This is a genomic window from Achromobacter sp. Root170 (assembly GCF_001428165.1).
Lineage (GTDB): Bacteria > Pseudomonadota > Gammaproteobacteria > Burkholderiales > Burkholderiaceae_B > Achromobacter > Achromobacter mucicolens.
Genome location: NZ_LMHN01000016.1, coordinates 396,048 through 413,836, shown reverse-complemented (window position 1 = coordinate 413,836; position 17,789 = coordinate 396,048). Strand labels below are relative to the sequence as shown.

Annotated in this window: 14 protein-coding genes; 6 read left to right on the top strand and 8 right to left on the bottom strand. The window is 66.2% G+C overall.

Translation table 11 applies throughout. From position 1 onward, the window contains the following. Positions 1-2 precede the first annotated feature (2 nt). Together ASD87_RS19860 and ASD87_RS19855 are read right to left on the bottom strand one after the other, a co-directional pair. Positions 3-881: a transporter substrate-binding domain-containing protein gene (locus ASD87_RS19860; RefSeq protein ID WP_056325497.1), complete on the bottom strand. Its 879-nt coding sequence runs from the start codon at positions 879-881 to the stop codon at positions 3-5. Between the two features lie 2 nt (positions 882-883). Then, positions 884-1,747 carry a transporter substrate-binding domain-containing protein gene (locus tag ASD87_RS19855; RefSeq protein WP_082586364.1) on the bottom strand — a complete coding sequence of 288 codons (864 nt, stop codon included), beginning with the start codon at positions 1,745-1,747 and terminating at the stop codon, positions 884-886. A 238-nt stretch (positions 1,748-1,985) separates the two neighbouring features. On the opposite strand from ASD87_RS19855, the gene ASD87_RS19850 reads away from it, so the two are divergent. From ASD87_RS19850 to ASD87_RS19840, 3 genes are read left to right on the top strand one after another with little or no spacing between them, the layout of a single operon-like run. After that, on the top strand, positions 1,986-2,999 hold the full coding sequence (locus tag ASD87_RS19850) for an ABC transporter permease (RefSeq protein WP_082586363.1): 1,014 nt from the start codon (positions 1,986-1,988) through the stop codon (positions 2,997-2,999). Positions 3,000-3,054: 55 nt separating this feature from the next. After that, entirely contained in the window at positions 3,055-3,921 is an 867-nt protein-coding gene (locus ASD87_RS19845; protein WP_056325494.1) for an ABC transporter permease, read from the top strand. A gap of 15 nt (positions 3,922-3,936) precedes the next feature. Then, positions 3,937-5,697 carry an ABC transporter ATP-binding protein gene (locus tag ASD87_RS19840; protein WP_056325491.1) on the top strand — a complete coding sequence of 587 codons (1,761 nt, stop codon included), beginning with the start codon at positions 3,937-3,939 and terminating at the stop codon, positions 5,695-5,697. 85 nt (positions 5,698-5,782) lie between these two features. Here the strand turns inward: ASD87_RS19840 and ASD87_RS19835 are convergent, their stop codons facing one another. The 3 genes from ASD87_RS19835 to ASD87_RS19825 all read right to left on the bottom strand — a co-directional run bounded on the left by ASD87_RS19835 (position 5,783) and on the right by ASD87_RS19825 (position 10,071). Further along, positions 5,783-6,793: a tripartite tricarboxylate transporter substrate binding protein gene (locus tag ASD87_RS19835; RefSeq protein ID WP_056325488.1), complete on the bottom strand. Its 1,011-nt coding sequence runs from the start codon at positions 6,791-6,793 to the stop codon at positions 5,783-5,785. 15 nt (positions 6,794-6,808) lie between these two features. Beyond that, positions 6,809-7,831, bottom strand: coding sequence for a TauD/TfdA family dioxygenase (locus tag ASD87_RS19830; protein WP_056325486.1), 1,023 nt, complete (start codon positions 7,829-7,831; stop codon positions 6,809-6,811). Between the two features lie 455 nt (positions 7,832-8,286). Continuing rightward, positions 8,287-10,071 carry a 5'-nucleotidase C-terminal domain-containing protein gene (locus tag ASD87_RS19825; RefSeq protein ID WP_056325483.1) on the bottom strand — a complete coding sequence of 595 codons (1,785 nt, stop codon included), beginning with the start codon at positions 10,069-10,071 and terminating at the stop codon, positions 8,287-8,289. A gap of 298 nt (positions 10,072-10,369) precedes the next feature. Here ASD87_RS19825 and groES point away from each other — a divergent pair, with 298 nt between their 5' ends. The 3 genes from groES (at position 10,370) to ASD87_RS19810 (ending at position 13,584) form a co-directional block, all read left to right on the top strand. Then, positions 10,370-10,657, top strand: a complete 288-nt coding sequence (gene groES / locus ASD87_RS19820) for a co-chaperone GroES (RefSeq protein ID WP_006221616.1) — start codon at positions 10,370-10,372, stop codon at positions 10,655-10,657. A 37-nt stretch (positions 10,658-10,694) separates the two neighbouring features. Then, the gene (gene groL, locus ASD87_RS19815; RefSeq protein ID WP_056325479.1) at positions 10,695-12,335 is read left to right on the top strand and encodes a chaperonin GroEL; all 1,641 of its coding nucleotides are present in this window, start codon (positions 10,695-10,697) and stop codon (positions 12,333-12,335) included. A gap of 229 nt (positions 12,336-12,564) precedes the next feature. Continuing rightward, a complete protein-coding gene (locus ASD87_RS19810; RefSeq protein ID WP_056325978.1) occupies positions 12,565-13,584 on the top strand; it encodes a YihY/virulence factor BrkB family protein in 1,020 nt (339 codons plus the stop codon). 11 nt (positions 13,585-13,595) lie between these two features. On the opposite strand, the gene ASD87_RS19805 is transcribed toward ASD87_RS19810, so the two are convergent. From ASD87_RS19805 to ASD87_RS19795, 3 genes are read right to left on the bottom strand one after another with little or no spacing between them, the layout of a single operon-like run. Then, the gene (locus tag ASD87_RS19805; RefSeq protein ID WP_056325476.1) at positions 13,596-14,660 is read right to left on the bottom strand and encodes an Ldh family oxidoreductase; all 1,065 of its coding nucleotides are present in this window, start codon (positions 14,658-14,660) and stop codon (positions 13,596-13,598) included. Positions 14,661-14,670: 10 nt separating this feature from the next. Continuing rightward, a complete protein-coding gene (locus tag ASD87_RS19800; protein ID WP_056325474.1) occupies positions 14,671-16,191 on the bottom strand; it encodes a mannitol dehydrogenase family protein in 1,521 nt (506 codons plus the stop codon). 59 nt (positions 16,192-16,250) lie between these two features. After that, a complete protein-coding gene (locus ASD87_RS19795; protein ID WP_056325471.1) occupies positions 16,251-17,786 on the bottom strand; it encodes a UxaA family hydrolase in 1,536 nt (511 codons plus the stop codon). Positions 17,787-17,789: the final 3 nt, after the last annotated feature.

Sequence of the window (17,789 nt, the reverse complement as noted above, 5' to 3'; positions counted from 1 at the left end):
GCTTACTGCTTGGCAGACTCGGGCGGGGCCGCCTCGAATTCGCCGCGCTGCGCTTTCTCGTGCGACTGGCGCAAATAATCGGACGGGACATTCCACTTCTCGGCTTGCGTGACGAGCAGGCCGCTGCGGTGCCAGTCGCGGATCACGCCATCGACGAAGGCGCGCGTGTCGGCCTCGCCGCGGCGCGTCCAGATGACGGTGGGCGACGGAATGAGCTGGTCCGGCGTGGCAAGCTCGAACGCCGTCCACTCCGAGGCGCTCTTGCCGTGAAGCGTTTCATAGAGCGCCGGCTGTATATGCACGGAGGCGTCGCAGGTGCCGCCCTTCAGCGCCAGCAGCGATTCGGGAATGTTGCGCAGTCCCTTCACCACCGCGCCGTACGTCTCCTGCAAGGGTTTGGCAAAGTTGCTGCCTTGAGACACGCAGGCCACCTTGCCGCGCAGGTCTTCCCAGCGCTTGATTCCGCTCTTCTTCGAGACCATGGCCGCGCCGCCCACGAGGTTGTAGGGTGTGGGCGCATAGCTCAGGATCTCGCTGCGCTCCTGCGTCCACTGAATGTTGGCGATCAGGAGGTCGACCTTGCCCGCCTGCAGGAACTGCACGCGGGTCGAGGCGGTGACGGGCACGGTCTCCAGCGTCACGCCGAGCCGCCGCGCGATGTCCGCGCCGAGTTCGGCCTGGAATCCGCCCACCTTGCCGGTGGCCGGATCCAGCACGCCGAAAGGGGGGCTCGCCCCATCCACGCCCACGACGAGCTTGCCGCGCTGGCGCACTTTGTCGAGGGTGGCGTCGGCGTGCGCAGGGGCCGCCATGCAGAGTGCGGCTGCCGCGGCGGCCACCACGGCCACCATCCGGTTCGAGGGGATAGAACGCAGGCCCATGCTCAGCTCCCCTTGACGGCCTTGTCGTGCAGCTCTTGCAGCAAGGGCTGCGGCGGCGTGATGCCCAGGCGCTGCTCGGTCTGGATGAGCCAGCCGCTGCGATGCCAGCCCTGGATCACCTTGTCGACGGCGGCGATGGTGTCCGTCTCTCCCTTGCGGGTCCAGACCACCGAGTTCGCCGGCAAAACGTCCGTCGTGATGGGCGCATGGAAGTCGGTCCACTCGGGGTTGTTTTTCAGCAGCGGGTGGATGAGCGTGGAATCGTGCACCGCCGCCACGCACAGGCCGCCTTTGAGCGCCAGCAGCGAATCCGAGGAAGTCTTGTAGCCCTTCACGTCGGCGCCGTATTCGGCGGCCAGCGGCTTGGCGTAGCTCGATCCCTGCGACACGCAGACGGGCTTGCCGCGCAGGTCTTCCCACCGCGCAACGCCGCTGTTCTTGCGCGTTGCAGCCGCGCCGCCCACGCGATAGAACGGCGTAGGCGCGTACCCGAGGATATCCGCGCGCTCGGGATTGAGCTCCATCGATGCGATCAGGAGATCGACCTTGCCCGAGATCAGGAACTGCACGCGGGTCGGCGTCTGCACCTGCACCAGTTCCACCGGCACGCCAAGATCTTCGCCCAGCTTGCGTGCCAGTTCGGGATTCCATCCCACCAGTTGCTGCGTCGCGGGATCGAGCGAGCCGAACACGCCGCCGTTGGCCAGGACGCCGATCGTCACCTTGCCGCGTTCGCGGATCTTGTCCTGCGTGGCGTCGGCGTGGGCAAGACCCATGCAGACGAGCAGGCCGAGCGCGGCGCCCGCACGCAGGGCATGGCGGCGCGCCGGGCGCGAGACGCGGCGTTGGAGTTGTTGTCGTGCCATAGGACCATCACCTTGATGAGTAGAGAAAGGCGGCGTTTCGCCAGCCGGAAAGTGCTGTCATCGTGCGTGTCGCCATGCCTGCTGGCAAAGAAGCCTTTCAACTATGGATATGAGACTGGGCCACCCAACCCCACCGCTCGGCCCCTGTTGCGATTCCGACTTTGCATATGCGCTTTGCTTCGTAGCCGGTGAGCGCGGGCCGCCGCTACGATCGGCTCATCCTCGATTCACGACCGCCATGTCATCGACCGCTTCCCCTTCCCGCTTCTCGCGCCTGCCCGCCCTGGGGCGAACCGCCGCGCGAGCCGTGCTGCACGCGCTTCCCACGGTGGCCGGCGTGATCCTCCTGAGCTTCTTCCTGATGCAGGCCGTGCCTGGCGACGCTGCGGACGTCATCGCGGCGGAGTCCGGCTCGGCCACGGCCGACAGCATGGCCGCCACACGCCGGCATTTCGGGTTGGACCTGCCGGTGCTGCAACAACTCGGCAATTATCTGCAGCACCTCGCGCGGCTCGATCTCGGCCTCTCGCCTCGCTACAACACCCCCGTCGTGGACCTGATCGCGAGCCGCATCGGCAACACGGCGTTGCTCATGAGCACGGCGCTGGCCGCCGCGCTGATCGCCGGCGTCATGCTCGGCACGGTGATGGCCGCGTTCGTGGGCCGTTGGCCCGATCGGGTGCTGTCGCTCGCCGCGCTACTGCTGTACTCGACGCCCGGGTTCTGGCTCGGCCTCATGGCCATCATCCTGCTGTCGGTGCATCTGGGCTGGCTGCCGCCCGGCGGCGTCAGCACCCTGGGCACCGATGAGACCGGACTCGCGCACGTGCTGGACGTGGCGCGCCACCTGGTCCTGCCGACGCTGGCGCTTGCCGGCTTCTACGTCGCCATCTTTTCGCGGCTCACCCGCGCCGCCATGCTCGAAGTGAGCCGCCAGGACTTCGTGCGCACCGCCCGCGCGAAAGGCGCCGCGCCGCTGCGAGTCACGCTGCGCCATGTGTTGCGCAATGCGCTCATGCCCGTACTCACCGTCGCGGGCCTGAACTTCGGCACCCTGCTCGGCGGCGCGGTCGTGGTGGAGACCGTGTTCAGCTGGCCCGGCCTCGGCCGGCTCGCCTACGAGTCCGTGATGGCGCGCGATTACGTGGTGCTGATGGGCATCCTGATCCTGTCGTCGCTGCTGGTGATCGTGGCGAACATCGTCGTCGACCTGGCCCAGGCCGCGCTCGACCCCCGCGTGCGGGCGCGTTGAGCTGGGCTCTTTGACCTTCTCCGATTCTCCGATCTTTGCCCCACCCCGCCCCCGCATGACGACGTCCTCCCTGCCCCATCCCGCCGCCTGGCGTGCCAGCACGCTCGGCCGATTTCTTGCCAACCCCGCCGCGCTGGCCGGCCTCGTGCTTCTCGCGGTGATCGCAGCGGCGGCGCTAAGTGCGCCCTGGCTCTTTCCCCACGACCCGCTGGACATGGTGGGCACGCCGCTGTCGTGGCCCGGTCAGGACCCCGCGTTCCCGCTCGGCACGGACACGATGGGCCGCGACGTGGCGGCGGGCCTGGCCCATGGGGCGCGCGTCTCGCTGCTTGTGGGCCTGGCCGCGGCCGCCCTGTCGCTGACGATCGGCGTCAGCGTCGGCGCCGCGGCGGGCTATTTCGGCGGCTGGGCCGATCGCGTGCTGGTGCGGCTCACGGAACTGTTCCAGACCATTCCGTCCTTCCTGCTGGTGATCGTGATCGTGGCCATTGCCCAGCCCTCCGTGGGCGTGATCGCGCTGGCGATCGGCGTCTCGTCATGGCCCGTCGTCGCGCGCCTCGTGCGCGCGGAGTTCCGTTCCCTGGTCCATGCCGAGTTCGTGCAGGCGGCGCGGGCCCAGGGCTACGGGCATCTGCGCATCGTCCTGGCAGAAATCCTGCCCAACGCGCTGCCCCCCATCATCGTGACCACCTCCGTGCTGGTGGCCAACGCCATCCTTATGGAGTCGGCGCTGTCGTTCATGAGCCTGGGCGATCCCAACGTGGTCTCGTGGGGCAGCATGATCGGCGATGCGCGCGAGATGCTGCGCACCGCCTGGTACCTCGCAGCGCTGCCGGGGCTGTCCATCGTCGCAACCGTGCTCGCGCTCAATCTGCTGGGCGACGCGGCGAACGACGCCTTCAATCCCCGGCTGGCGCGCTGATCGGAGTCTGCCCGCATGTCCACGCTTTCCTCCCCCCTGGCGTCGTCCACGCCCCTGCTTGCCGTGCGCGAGCTGAACGTGCGTTTTTCCGTACCAGGCGGCGTGCACCACGCTGTGCGCGGCCTGAGTTTCGATCTCGCCGCCGGACAGACCCTGGCGCTGGTCGGCGAGTCCGGCTGCGGCAAATCCACCACGGCGCTCGCGCTGATGCGACTGCTCGCGCCGGGCGCCGCAGTAGCGGGATCGGTGCGCCTCGACGGCGAGGAACTCACGGCCCTGCCGGAGCCCGCGTTCCGGCGATTGCGCGGACGCGACATCGCCATGATCTTCCAGGAGCCCATGACCTCGCTGAACCCCGTACACACCATCGGGCAGCAGATTGCCGAGGCCATCCGGTGCCACGAGGACGTGCCCAAGGCGCAACTCGACGCGCGGGTCATCGCGCTGCTGGAACGCGTGCGCATCCCGCACGCGGCCCAGCGCGTGCACGACTATCCGCACCAGTTGTCGGGCGGACAGCGCCAGCGCGTCATGATCGCGATGGCGATCGCGTGCGGGCCCCGGCTGCTCGTGGCCGACGAGCCCACGACTGCGCTAGATGTAACGGTGCAGGCGCAGGTCCTATCCCTGCTCGACAGCCTGCGACAGGAACTCGGCATGGCGCTGCTTCTGATCACGCACGACCTGGGCGTGGTGCGCGAGCGTGCCGATCAGGTCATCGTGATGCACGACGGCATCGCCGTGGAACGCGCGCCTGTCGAACGCCTCTACGCGGCGTCGGCGCACCCCTACACCCGCGGCCTGCTGGCCGCCTCCCTGCATGCGGGCGCGTCTGCGCGCGCCGAGCTCGCGCGCGGCGGCGACCGCCTGCCTGAGATCCGCGTGCAGCGGGATGCGCAAGGCATCGCACGTCATTTCGAGGTCGTGCGGCCCGAGCCCGTGCGCATCTCGCGAACCATCCCGGCCGATGCCGTGCCCCTGCTCGCGGTGCGAGACCTGCAGACCCGCTATCCCGGTCCGCGGGGCGCGGTCAACGCCGTCGACGGCGTGGATTTCGACATCCTGCCTGGCGAAACGCTGGGGCTCGTGGGCGAATCTGGCTGCGGCAAATCCACGCTGTCGCGCACGCTGCTGCGCCTGACGCCGGCGCATGCCGGCACGGTCCGATTCGATGGCACCGATCTGTTGGCCCTGAGCGACCGCGCGCTCAAACCGTGGCGGCGCCACGTGCAGATGGTGTTCCAGGATCCGTATGCATCGCTCAATCCCCGGCACACCGTCGGCAGTATCCTCGGCGCGGTGCAGCAAGCGCATGGCGTGCGCGACCGACACGAGCGTGCCGCGCGCACCGAAGCGATACTGCGCCAGGTCGGGCTGCCCGCCGACGCGGCGCGGCGCTACCCCAATCAGTTCTCTGGCGGACAGCGCCAGCGCATCGGCATCGCGCGAGCGCTGATCGCCCGCCCACGCCTGCTCGTACTGGACGAGCCCGTCTCCGCGCTGGACGTCTCGGTCCAGGCACAGATCCTCAACCTGCTGTCCGACCTCAAGGCCGAGTTGGGGTTGAGCTATCTCTTCATCTCGCACGATCTGTCGGTGATCAGGTACTTCTGCGACCGCGTGCTGGTGATGCAGGCCGGCCGCATCGTCGACCGCGGCACGCCCGACGCGCTGTGGCAAACGCCAAGCCACCCATACACGCGCGAGCTGCTTGCATCGGTACCCGGCGGCCCCGACATCCTGTCCGACGCCACGCCTCAGCGTCTACGCGCCTGAACCGGCGCGAGGGCGATGACCGCGCGGCCCACGGCCTCGCGCCGTCAGTGACGGGCCTGCGAGGGCCGTGTGAGCCGCGTGGCCCCTATTTCAGCGCCACGCCCGTGCCGGAGAGCACACGCCGATAGGTCGCGATATCCTCCGACACCGTCCGGTCGACGTCCTGCGGCGGCGTCGCGGCCAGCGTGAAGCCCAGGTTCTCGAGCAAGGCGGCGGTCTCCGGCTCGCGCAGCACCGCCACGACGTCGCGGTTGATGCGGTCGATCACGGTCTTGGGCGTGCCGGCCGGCGCGGACAGGCCCTGCCAGCTCTCCACCTCGTAATCCTTCAACCCGGCCTCCTGCAAGGTCGGCACGTCGGGTAGCGCCTTGGACCGGTAGGTGGTCGTGACCGCCAGGGCCACGAGCTTTCCGCTTCGCACGTTCTCGGTCGCGGCTGCCAAAGTGATCAGCATCGCGTCCACGTGTCCGCCCAGCACATCGAGCGACGCCGGCCCCCCGCCCGGATACGGAATCTGGTTGGTCTTGGCGCCGATCCGCTCGTTGAGCAGTTCGACGGCCAGGTGCTGCAGGCTGCCCGTGCCGCCCGGCAACGCCAGCGTGATCTCGCCGGGGCGCTTGCGCACGAGCTCCGCGAACTCCTGGAACGTCTTCACGCCCAGCCCGGGCCGCACCACCAGCAACTGGGGATTGGTCACGGCCTTGGTGACCCCCACGAGATCGCGCTCGGGATCGTATGCCCGCGTGCCTTGCAGCGCATTGAGCGACAGGGCATCGCCGCTGAGCAGCAAGGTATAGCCGTCGGGCTTGGCATGCGCGACCGCTGCGTTGCCGATCGCGCTGCTGGCGCCTGGCTGGTTCTCGACCACGACGCTCTGCTGCCATCTTTCGCCCAGGCGCTGCGCCACCGTGCGCGCCAGCTTGTCCGCGCTGCCGCCCGCCGCCACCGGCACGATGATCTTGACGGGGCGGTTCGGATAGCGCGCGGTTTCCTCGGTGGCCACGGGCGCGGCGCCCGATCCGGACCAAATCGCGAGCCCGGCGGCAACGGCGATCGCGGCGCCCAGGCCGCTCTTCAAAAAGGTCTTGCGGTTCATGGAGCTTCTCCTGCTTCAAACCAATTCGGGTTGGATCGCGTCCTGGCTGGCGCCCTGACTCAAGCCATGCCTGGCAAGGCCGTCTTGCGCGGGCACTCCGTTGTCGTCGTGGGCCGCAAAGCGTCCGCCCGCCACGGCGACCGACTCGCGGCCGTCCACGCCGACCGGCGCCTCGCCTGCCAGCGTGATGCGGTAGAGCACCCGTTCGCGATCGAGATAGGCGAAATCGCCGGGGCCCTGGTGCGCGGTAGCGCGGTTATCCCAGAAGGCGATGCTGCCCGGCGCCCAACGAAAGCGGGCAACGTACTCGGGCTGCGTGATCGCCTCAAAGAACAGATTCAGCACGTGCCGCGACTCGACTTCGCTCAGGCCCAGGATGCGGCGCGTAAAGCCGGGGTTCACGAACAGCGCGCGCTCGCCGGTCTCGGGCAGCACCCGTACCACCGGATGATCCGCGACGCGCGGCTCGGCACGAACGCGTTGCGCGTACACCGTCTCGTTGTCGAAGTCGCCGTTGTAGCCCCCGAACTGATGGCGTGCCCACAGGCCGTCGGCCAGCGCCTGGAGGGCGGGCGACAGATGGCGGTAGGCCGCGACGAGGTTCGTGAACAGCGTGTCACCGCCATAAGGGGGCACCTGGTCGCCCGCGCGCAGGATTGAGGCCGACGGCGGATTGACCACGCCGGTCACATCGGTGTGCCAGCGCTCGCCTCGACGGCCACTGGTCGATGCCGATGAAATCGTGCGGATCTGGGGATAGCCTTCCGGCGGATTGGCGTCGTACGGATGGGCGCTCGTCGGCTGGCCGAAATGACGCGCGAAGACGAGGTGCTGCGCGTGATCGATGTGCTGGTCGCGAAAAAACACGACCTTCCAGCGGTCGAGCGCGGCGCGTATGGCCGCCACCAGCGCCGGCGTTAGCGGCTCGCGCAGATCCACGCCATGTATCTCCGCGCCGGTGAAGACCGAAAGCGGCCGGATGTCCAGAAGCGCGGGGCTAACCGCTGCTTCCTGTGTGCGACTGTTGTGACTGCCCATGCTGCACCTCAATGGTGGGTTGTGATGCAGGCAGGTTAGGATCGGGCCGCGCACCGGACAAAATACCGATGCGCAATGTCGTCATGACTTCACGCGCTCACCAAGCGCAAAGCCAGCATTCACGCAGCAAAACGCCGCATTCTCGGAAACCGGATATCGATATGCAGCCCATGTCTCTGTCGTCCGCCGCGCGCGCTTAGCCACGGGTGCCGTAAGCCTCCCTTCAGTTAGGCACCGGCAGGATTTCGGAGCATTCAAGAGTCGGAGACCCCCTTGAAGAAAAGCAGATTTAGATAGAGCCAGATCGTTTCCGCGTTGAACGACCGCGAAGCCGGCATGTCGGTCGCCGAACCGTGCCGCAAGCACGGCATCGGCAACGCCACGCAGTCACTCAGCATGCCTCGTTAACCCTTGTTCCGATCGTCTATCAACCAGTGTCTACTTGACAGGGGTGCTTACGCCACCGGACCGGAAAATATCCAGCGTACAGGCGTCGCCAGCAGTTTCTCCAATTCCGCAGGGGGCAATCGAGTGAGGACGTGGCGGACGCGCTCGCGGATGTCGATATCGAGAGGCGTGGAAGTACATCCTTCAAAATGTTCGCCGAATGCTTTGGTGGCAACATATGAGGTGGTCGCAACCCGATAGGCCTCGGCAGGGTTGATCCGATGGGCCATTCCCTGCCGATCGACGATCTCGACCTCCGTGATTGCGGAGGCGGCCCGCGCTCTCAGTCCCGCGATCTGAACGAAGTTGCCGTCGCCTTCATTGGCATCGCGATTGCGCAATACGAGGGCGTTATGCAATACGGCCAGCAAGGCTGCACCGGAGACGGTGTAAGAGCGAACCTCGTTGCTGTGATAGAAGATGTCGCACAAGGTCCGATCGGAGATAACCTCGCCCGTTTGCAGGTTTCGGTCGATCCTGAAGCTGCCGCTGTTAATGATCGCGACGTCGACATCCAAACGATCGGGCCGGTCGATCGTTGGGATGCCGAGCAGCACGTCGGCGACGAAATTGCCGAAATTAGTTGATTTGCGGCGTATCTCGCGATCGAGCAGAACCACTTCACACGGTGCCAGGGCCAACTGATCGGGGAGGTGGCTAGATCGCAGGTTCCAGGTTTCGATGCAGGTCTGTACCGGCTCATCGGGCGGCAGCAGCCGTGTGAATGACCGCGTGCCGGTCGCCAGGCTCAGGCTGAAGATGAATACGTAGTCTTCTCCTACAGAGCGCCCCAGCACTTCGTAGCCGTGCAGTCCTTTAGGGCCGAACACGTTGGCCAGATCTCTCAATTGCTCATCGGTCGGCGTGCGCGTGCCCAGCAGGGCATCCCGCAGCGGCTTCAGTCCGGTTTCGAAGAACAGGCCTTTCGCGAACTTTTCAAATCTTGTGGCATCGGTTTTGCGGTCCGGTATCGGCTCACCGCTAGATGTCCGACGAGGAATCGTCACGATCCAGTTGAAGCGAGTCGTCCTGGCATTGGACGCAGTCTTGACCACCAAGCAGTGATCCACCAGCTCTCGGACAACGACGTTGTGATCATGACCGCCCATAACGAGCCTAAGTTCTGGGAAGGACTTGGCTAGCTTGCAATCTTCTTCGACCGTCTGGTGCGTCATGGCCACCAGGCTGAAGTCGAGTTCGGTCTTGACGGTCGAGGCCTTCAATTCGTTTCGCACTTCGGCAACGACGCTGGAGAGATCCTTGATCATCTCGTACTGATCGATAACGCGGCCCACGTGCTCCGGCGTTTCCGCCCCGAGAACTCCCAAGATGGCAACGGCATGAGTTGCCGACGGCCGAATGACATGGATCGACGACATTTTCCCGGCGTCGACCATTCTGCGTTCAAACTTCGTGTCGTGAAAGGCGAAGTTCAAATTGAGCCACTCGAATCTCGATTCGTTCATCCGGGCTTCGAGATCTGCTTGTGAGATGTCGGCTTCGAACTCGTGGTTGCCCAAACTTACCAGGTCGACGCCCATCAGGTTCATCACCTCAACCATCTGCTTACCCTTGAATTCCTTGCTGAGGCACGAAGGGGCCAAGAAATCGCCCGGCACGCAGAACCGGGTCGAGTCGCTTCCATAGAAATCCCGTAAACGCTTGGTAAGCGTGGCGATGCGCGGCAGCACCAGGGTGTTTTGATCTGTGTAGTCTGCCCGCGTGTCGATGTGATAGAGATCGTTCAGCTGTACCAACAGGATCGGCTTCGCAGTGACGGTCGCATCGGGCATGGACACCTCTTCGTAGGTGCGTCGGTTGCGGTCTCAGTTTAGATAGCCCAGGAGTCGAAAGTACACAAGACTTACAAACAGCCGCGTCGGCTCTTGAAGCACAAAAAGCTCCAAACTCAATGACAAAAATCCGAACCGAATGAAATTCGACGGGTACGCCGTCGAAAATGTAACAGCGCACCTCCCCCCCTTGAACCTCCAAACATCATCCCTATAATTAGCACTCGACACCGGTGAGTGCTAACACCTCCCGGGGCAAACCGACCATTCACTTACTTTTAGTTAACAGGAGTTCCTCATGGCCTTGCGTCCCCTGGGCGATCGCGTGATCGTCAAACGCCTCGAAAACGAGCGCAAGACTGCCTCGGGCATCGTCATCCCGGACAGCGCCGCTGAAAAGCCCGACCAGGGTGAAGTCGTGGCCGTCGGCCCCGGCAAGAAGACCGAAGACGGCAAGATCCTGCCGGTTGACCTGAAGGCTGGTGACAAGGTTCTGTTCGGCAAGTACGCCGGCCAGTCCGTGAAGGTTGATGGCGAAGAACTGCTCGTCATCCGCGAGGACGAAATCCTCGCCGTGGTCCAGTAAACCCTGCCTCAAACGAATTTTCGAAGGAAGCTAAGACATGGCTGCCAAGCAAGTATTGTTCGGTGATGACGCCCGTGTGCGCATCGTCCGTGGCGTGAACGTTCTCGCCAACGCTGTCAAGACCACCCTGGGCCCCAAGGGTCGCAACGTCGTGCTGGAGCGCTCGTTCGGCGCCCCGACCGTGACCAAGGACGGCGTGTCCGTCGCCAAGGAAATCGAACTGAAGGACAAGTTCGAAAACATCGGCGCCCAACTCGTCAAGGACGTCGCGTCCAAGACCTCCGACAACGCCGGTGACGGCACCACGACCGCCACCGTGCTGGCCCAGGCCATCGTTCAGGAAGGCCTGAAGTACGTTGCCGCCGGTTTCAACCCGATCGACCTGAAGCGCGGCATCGACAAGGCTGTCGCCGCTGCCGTCGCCGAACTGCAAAAGCAATCCAAGCCGGTCACGACCAGCAAGGAAATCGCTCAAGTCGGTTCCATCTCGGCCAACAGCGATTCCTCCATCGGCCAGATCATCGCTGACGCGATGGACAAGGTTGGCAAGGAAGGCGTCATCACCGTCGAAGACGGCAAGTCGCTGGAAAACGAGCTGGACGTCGTCGAAGGCATGCAATTCGACCGCGGCTACCTGTCGCCCTACTTCATCAACAATCCGGACAAGCAAGTCGCCGTCCTGGAAGACCCGTATGTCCTGATCTTCGACAAGAAGATCAGCAACATCCGCGACCTGCTGCCCGTGCTGGAACAAGTCGCCAAGTCGAGCCGTCCCCTGCTGATCATCGCGGAAGACGTCGAAGGCGAAGCGCTGGCCACCCTGGTTGTGAACAACATCCGTGGCATCCTGAAGACCACCGCCGTCAAGGCGCCTGGCTTCGGCGACCGCCGCAAGGCCATGCTGGAAGACATCGCCATCCTGACGGGCGGCACGGTGATCTCCGAAGAAACCGGCATGTCGCTGGAAAAGGCCACGCTGGCTGAGCTGGGCCAAGCCAAGCGCATCGAAGTGGGCAAGGAAAACACCACGGTCATCGACGGCGCTGGCGACAGCAAGTCCATCGAAGCCCGCGTCAAGCAAGTGCGCGTGCAGATCGAAGAAGCCACGTCCGACTACGACCGTGAAAAGCTGCAAGAACGCGTGGCCAAGCTGGCCGGCGGCGTTGCCGTGATTCGCGTTGGCGCTGCCACCGAAGTCGAAATGAAGGAAAAGAAGGCTCGCGTCGAAGACGCCCTGCACGCCACCCGCGCTGCAGTGGAAGAAGGCGTTGTGGCTGGTGGCGGCGTTGCGCTGCTGCGCGCCAAGCAAGCCATCGCTGACCTGAAGGGCGACACGCCTGACCAGAACGCCGGCATCAAGCTGATCCTGCGCGCTGTGGAAGAGCCCCTGCGCACCATCGTCACGAACGCCGGCGAAGAAGCCAGCGTCGTGGTCAGCAACGTGCTGAACGGCAAGGGCAACTACGGCTACAACGCCGCGACCGGCGAGTACACCGACCTGGTCGAGCAAGGCGTGCTGGATCCCACCAAGGTGACCCGCACCGCCCTGCAAAACGCTGCCTCCGTCGCCAGCCTGCTGCTGACGGCCGAAGCCGCCGTTGTTGAACTGGCTGAAGACAAGCCCGCTGCTCCGGCCATGCCCGGCGGCATGGGCGGCATGGGCGGCATGGACTTCTAAGTCCCGCTGTTCTTGCAAGGCCTCCCCGGCTTCGGCCGGGGAACGCAGTATCCAAAAACCCCCGGTCCTTCGCCCCGGGGGTTTTTCTTTTGTCCGCCCGGATATCTTTGCGTGTTGTTTCAGTGGCGCCGGATTTCCCAGGATTGGCAAACTTTTGCCAACAATCTGCCCGTATCTGGGGCTTGCATGCGTCCCTACAATGAAGGTTCGCCTCACCGAGAATCCGCCCATGCGACTGCCCCGAAACGTGCTGCGTATCCTGCGCCCCTCCCAGATCAGCGGCCTGCTGGTCGACTCGGCCAAACAGTGGTCCAGTCATCGCGCGTCCAGCAAGGGTGCGGCGCTGGCGCTGTACATGGTGTTCTCGCTGGCGCCGATGCTGCTGCTAGTGATTGCGGTGGCGGGCGCTTTCTTTGGCGAGGAAGCGGTTCGCTCCGAGCTCTTTGCGCAATTGCGCGACCTGATCGGCGATCGCGGGGCCGAGGTGATCCAGACCGTGCTGGCCAGCGCGCACGAATCGGGCAGCGGCTGGATGGCGGCGCTGGTGTCGGTCTGCGTGCTGGTCTTCAGCGCGACCACGGCCTTCGCGGAATTGCAGGCCAGCCTGGACGAATTGTGGGACGTGAGGGCCAACCAGAAGAGCGGCCTGCACGGACTGGTGCGCAGCCGTCTGCTGTCGTTCGGACTGGTGCTGGTGCTGGCGCTGTTCCTGCTGGTGTCGCTGACCGTGAACGCGGCGCTCGCGGCGGCCAGGGGCATCTATGGCTCGTTGTGGGCCAACTCGACGTTCTCGATCGTGGCGGAATGGGCGTCCAATCTGTTTTCGTTTTCGGTGGTGGCGGCGCTATTCGCGGTGATCTTCAAGCTGCTGCCCAGCGCCAAGATCTCGTGGCAGGACGTGATCCCCGGGGCCATCGTGACGGCCGGGCTGTTCCTGCTGGGCAAATGGGGGATCGGGCTGTACCTGAGCCGCGGCGCGGCGGTGTCGGCCTATGGCGCGGCCGGGTCGCTGATCGCGCTGTTGCTGTGGATCTGGTATTCGGCGCAGATCTTCTTCTTTGGCGCGGTCTTCACGCGCCAGTTTGCGCTGCGCTTTGGCAAGGTGGAGCGGCCGCGCACGCCGTCCGCCGAACCGCCGGTTCAATCGCCCGCGCAAACGCCCACGCAATCGCCCACGCAATCGCCCACGCAATCGCCCACGCAGCCGCCCGCCCAATCACCCGTGCAGACGCCCCCGACCGACGCCTGACCGCCGGGGCTTCACGCCTGCCGCGTCTGATGCAAGGGCGGCAGCGCCGCGCCGAGCCGGTCGCTCCAGACCTGCATCTCGTTCCAAAGCGCCGGCGGCACGGGCAAGCCGAGGCGTTGGCGTTCCGCTTCGTGCGAGGCCTCCGGGTCGCCAGGCATGCGAGGCTTGCCGGGCGCTTCCGATAGCTCCATCGCCATTCCCGCCACCACCGACGCCAGGGCCGCGCCCCCCGCGAAGCGCGCCGGATCGATGACGATGAAGAACGCGCCCAGTTCGCGCGGCCGGTCCAAGGCGTCGTACATGGACGAGATGTGCGGGCCGTGAGGGTTGCCGTTCAGCGGTCCGCACAGCAGCTCGATCATCATTGCCAGGCCATACCCCTTGTAGCCGTATTCCTCGCCGCCCAGCGGACGCAGGGCGCGCGCGGCCTGCGCATCGGTGGAGTCGTCGCCCCGCCCGTCCAACGCCACGCCCGGCGGCAGCGCCGCGCCGTCGCGCCGCGCGTTCATGACGCGGTTCCACGGAATGGCGGTTGTCGCCATATCCAGGCAAAGCGGCTGTCCGCCCGCCCGCGGAAAGGCGAGCGAGATGGGATTGGTGCCGAAAAAGGGCTCGTGGCCGCCGAAGGGTGCGGCGATGGAATCGGAATGCGTGAAGGCGATGCCGATGAGACCCTGCCGAGCGGCCGCGCGGCTGTACAGGCCGATCGCCCCGCAGTGAGACGAGTCGCTGACGCCCACCGCCGCCACCCCAGCCTCGCGCGCCAGGTCGATTGCCAGCGCGTTGGCCCGATGGGCCACCACGATGCCCTGCCCCCGGCCGCCATGCACCTGGGCGGCCCCCGGCCCCGTCCGGTCGACGCGGATGTCGGGACGCGCCAGGATCGAGCCATGCGCCACGCGGTTCAGGTAATGCGGCAGGCGCGCGATGCCGTGCGAATCGATGCCCCACAGGCTGGTCTGCGCCAGGCTTTGCGCCAGGCAGCGCGCGTCATCGGCCGGAAAATCCTGCGCCAGCAGGCACGCCGTGCCCCAGCGTTCCCAGTCGGTGGCGGTCACGCGGCGGTCGGCGTTCATGTCCTGTCTCCTAGGTGGCCGCCTGCACAGCATGGATCACACCGTGCTCGCGCAGCGCTTCCAGATGCTTGGTCAGGGCGCCCACGAACTCGGCCGAATTGCCCAGGTCGCCGAACACCGGTTTGAAGCGCGCCAGCACCGTCGCGCGCCGCTGCGCCGCCTGCGACGGCATGGCGGCGTGCGCGGCCACCTCGGCACGCGCCAACAGGCGGTCAAGGCGCGCGGCGATCGGGTCCTGGATGGGGTACGCGCTGCCCTGCTCGTCTTCGCCGCGCAGGTAGTTCAGCCATGCGGCAACCGCCAGGCACAGACGATCGATGCCGTGCCCGGCACGCAGCCGGTCGCGAATGGTGTCCAGCAGGCGCTGGGGCAGCTTCTGCGATCCGTCCATGGCGATCTGCGACAGCGGATGCGGCAGCGCCGGGTTGGAGATCCGTTCCAGAAACCGCAGACGGTATTCCACCAGCCCCGTGTCGGGAATGCCGCGCAGGGTCGGGGCGATCTCTTCGCGCATCATGGCGTCGACGAACGCCCGCAGGGCGGGCGTGTTGGCGGCATCGGCCACCGTATGCAGTCCCAGCGCCGCGCCCAGGTAGGCCAGCGCCGAATGCGGCCCGCTGACCATGCGCAGTTTCAAACGCTCGTAGGGCGCCGCATTGCGCACGAAGGTGGCGCCCCCGTACGCGTCCCAGGCGGGGCGGCCGGCGGCGAACCGGTCTTCGATCACCCAGTTCAGATAGGGCTCGCCCAGCACGGGCCAGGCATCCTCGACGCCCAGGCGTTCGGCGATCCGCCGGCGGTCCTGGTCTTCGGTGGCCGGCACGATGCGGTCGACCATGGAATTCGGAAACGTGCAGTGGCGGTCGATCCAGTCGGCCAGGGTCACGTCGACCCGCAGCGCAAAGGCCAGCACCAGGCTGCGCAGCGTGTCGCCGTTGCCGCGCAGGTTGTCGCACGACAAAAGCGTGATCGGCGGCAGGTCGCGCTCGCGGCGCAGCGCCAGGCCGTAGACCAGGATGCCGATGGTGCTGCGGGGCCGGATGGGGTTTTCCAGATCGTGCACGATGTCCGGATCGTCCCAGCGCAGATGCCCCGTGGCCGGTTCGTGGCTGTAGCCCTTTTCCGTCACGGTCAGGCTGACGATGCGGGTCTGCGGATACGCGATGCGTTCGAGAACGGCGTTGGGGTCTTCCTCGGCCACCATCACGCGCAGCACGGATCCCACGATACGCAGGTGTTCGCGGTCCTGGCCGTCCGGACCGGCGTCGCGCACGGCCAGCGTGTACAGCCCGTCCTGGGGCGTGAGCGCATCGCGGGTGGCGGGGTGGCGCAGCGAGACGCCCAGAATGCCCCAGGTGAGGTCGCCGCTGGCTTGCATGGCCTGATCGGTGACAAACGCCTGATGCGCCCGGTGAAAGGCGCCCAGCCCAAGATGGACGATGCCCGGCGTCAGCCGGCTACGGTCGTAGCTGGGCTTTTCAACGTCGGCGGGCAGACGCAGCAATGACTCCGAATTCAAACGTTCAAGCATGGGTGAGCTATGCCTAAAAGGGGAGACGCCAGGGTATAGCATGCCCCGAGCCGTCTTCGCTACATCACCGCGCCCAGTTGCCACGGGACGAATTCATTTTGTCCGTAGCCGTGCGTCTCGCTGCGGGTGCGCCGGCCCGACGCCGTCTGCAGCATGAGCTGGAAAATGCGCTCGCCCATCTGCGCCACGCTTTGCGCGCCGTCGACGACTTCGCCGCAATTGATGTCGATATCGTCGGACTGGCGCTGCCAAAGCGCCGTGTTGGTAGACAGCTTAAGCGACGGCGCGGGCGCGCAGCCATAGGCGGACCCTCGACCGGTGGTAAAGCAGATCAGGTTGGCGCCCCCGGCCACCTGCCCGGTGGCCGAGACCGGGTCGTAGCCCGGGGTGTCCATGAAGACCAGCCCGCGCGTATGCACGGGCTCGGCGTACTCGTAGACGTCGGTGAGATTGGTCGTGCCGCTCTTGGCGATGGCGCCCAGCGATTTTTCCAGGATGGTGGTCAGCCCGCCCGCCTTGTTGCCGGCCGAGGGGTTGTTGTCCATCTCGGCGTCGTTGCGGGCGCAGTAGTCTTCCCACCAGCGCACACGCGCCAGCAGCTTGTCCGCCACGGCGGGCGATTGCGCGCGGCGCGTCAGCAGGTGCTCGCCGCCGTAGATTTCGGGCGTCTCGGACAGGATTGCCGTGCCGCCGTGGCGCACCAGCAGGTCCACCGCGGCGCCCAGCGCCGGATTGGCGCTGATGCCGGAATAGCCGTCCGACCCGCCGCATTGCAACCCCACGGTCAGGTGGCTGGCGGGCACGGGCTGGCGCTGGACGCGATTGGCCTGGTCCAGCATGCGCTCGACCAGTTCGATGCCGCGCGCCACGGTCTTGCGCGTGCCGCCGGTGTCCTGGATGTTGAAGGTGTGCAGCATGCCGCTTTCGCGCAGATGCTCCTGCTCCATCAGCCCGCCGATCTGGTTGGTCTCGCAGCCCAGCCCCACAACCATCAGCCCGCCAAAGTTGGCATGCCGGGCGTAACCGCCCAGCGTGCGCCGCAACACGCGCAATGGTTCGCCGTCGCTGCCGGTGGCGCAGCCCGCGCCATGCGTCAGCGCCACGACGCCGTCCACGTTCGGACAGGCTGCCAGGGCCTCGGGCCGGATGTCGCGGCGGAAGTGATCGGCGATGGCGCGCGCCACCGTCGCCGAACAGTTCACGCTGGTCAGGATGCCGATGTAGTTGCGGGTGGCGATGCGGCCGTCGGCGCGCACGATGCCGTCGAACATGGCCGGCGCCCCCACGTAGTCGGTGGGCCGCGCATCTTGCCCCACGGCATAGTCGCGCTCGAAGTCCGAGAACTCCAGATTCTGGGTATGGACGTGCTGGCCGGGCGCAATGTCCTGCCGCGCCACGCCAATGATCTGGTTGTAGCGGCGCACCGGCTCGCCGGCCGCGATGGCGCGCACTGCCACCTTGTGGCCGGGCGGCACCAGCCCCACGATGGTCACCCCCTCGCCTTCCAGCCTCGTGCCGCTGACAAGCTGGCGTCTGGCGATCACCACGTTGTCCGCCGGGTGGATGCGGATGACTGCCGTATCGGTCTGCGACATGAG

Excerpts from the sequence above, each read along its gene's own strand:
- ASD87_RS19860 (WP_056325497.1), bottom strand. The coding sequence starts at position 881 with ATGGGCCTGCGTTCTATCCCCTCGAACCGGATGGTGGCCGTGGTGGCC.
- ASD87_RS19855 (WP_082586364.1), bottom strand. The coding sequence starts at position 1,747 with ATGGCACGACAACAACTCCAACGCCGCGTCTCGCGCCCGGCGCGCCGC.
- ASD87_RS19850 (WP_082586363.1), top strand. The coding sequence starts at position 1,986 with ATGTCATCGACCGCTTCCCCTTCCCGCTTCTCGCGCCTGCCCGCCCTG.
- ASD87_RS19845 (WP_056325494.1), top strand. The coding sequence starts at position 3,055 with ATGACGACGTCCTCCCTGCCCCATCCCGCCGCCTGGCGTGCCAGCACG.
- ASD87_RS19840 (WP_056325491.1), top strand. The coding sequence starts at position 3,937 with ATGTCCACGCTTTCCTCCCCCCTGGCGTCGTCCACGCCCCTGCTTGCC.
- ASD87_RS19835 (WP_056325488.1), bottom strand. The coding sequence starts at position 6,793 with ATGAACCGCAAGACCTTTTTGAAGAGCGGCCTGGGCGCCGCGATCGCC.
- ASD87_RS19830 (WP_056325486.1), bottom strand. The coding sequence starts at position 7,831 with ATGGGCAGTCACAACAGTCGCACACAGGAAGCAGCGGTTAGCCCCGCG.
- ASD87_RS19825 (WP_056325483.1), bottom strand. The coding sequence starts at position 10,071 with ATGCCCGATGCGACCGTCACTGCGAAGCCGATCCTGTTGGTACAGCTG.
- groES (WP_006221616.1), top strand. The coding sequence starts at position 10,370 with ATGGCCTTGCGTCCCCTGGGCGATCGCGTGATCGTCAAACGCCTCGAA.
- groL (WP_056325479.1), top strand. The coding sequence starts at position 10,695 with ATGGCTGCCAAGCAAGTATTGTTCGGTGATGACGCCCGTGTGCGCATC.
- ASD87_RS19810 (WP_056325978.1), top strand. The coding sequence starts at position 12,565 with ATGCGACTGCCCCGAAACGTGCTGCGTATCCTGCGCCCCTCCCAGATC.
- ASD87_RS19805 (WP_056325476.1), bottom strand. The coding sequence starts at position 14,660 with ATGAACGCCGACCGCCGCGTGACCGCCACCGACTGGGAACGCTGGGGC.
- ASD87_RS19800 (WP_056325474.1), bottom strand. The coding sequence starts at position 16,191 with ATGCTTGAACGTTTGAATTCGGAGTCATTGCTGCGTCTGCCCGCCGAC.
- ASD87_RS19795 (WP_056325471.1), bottom strand. The coding sequence starts at position 17,786 with ATGTCGCAGACCGATACGGCAGTCATCCGCATCCACCCGGCGGACAAC.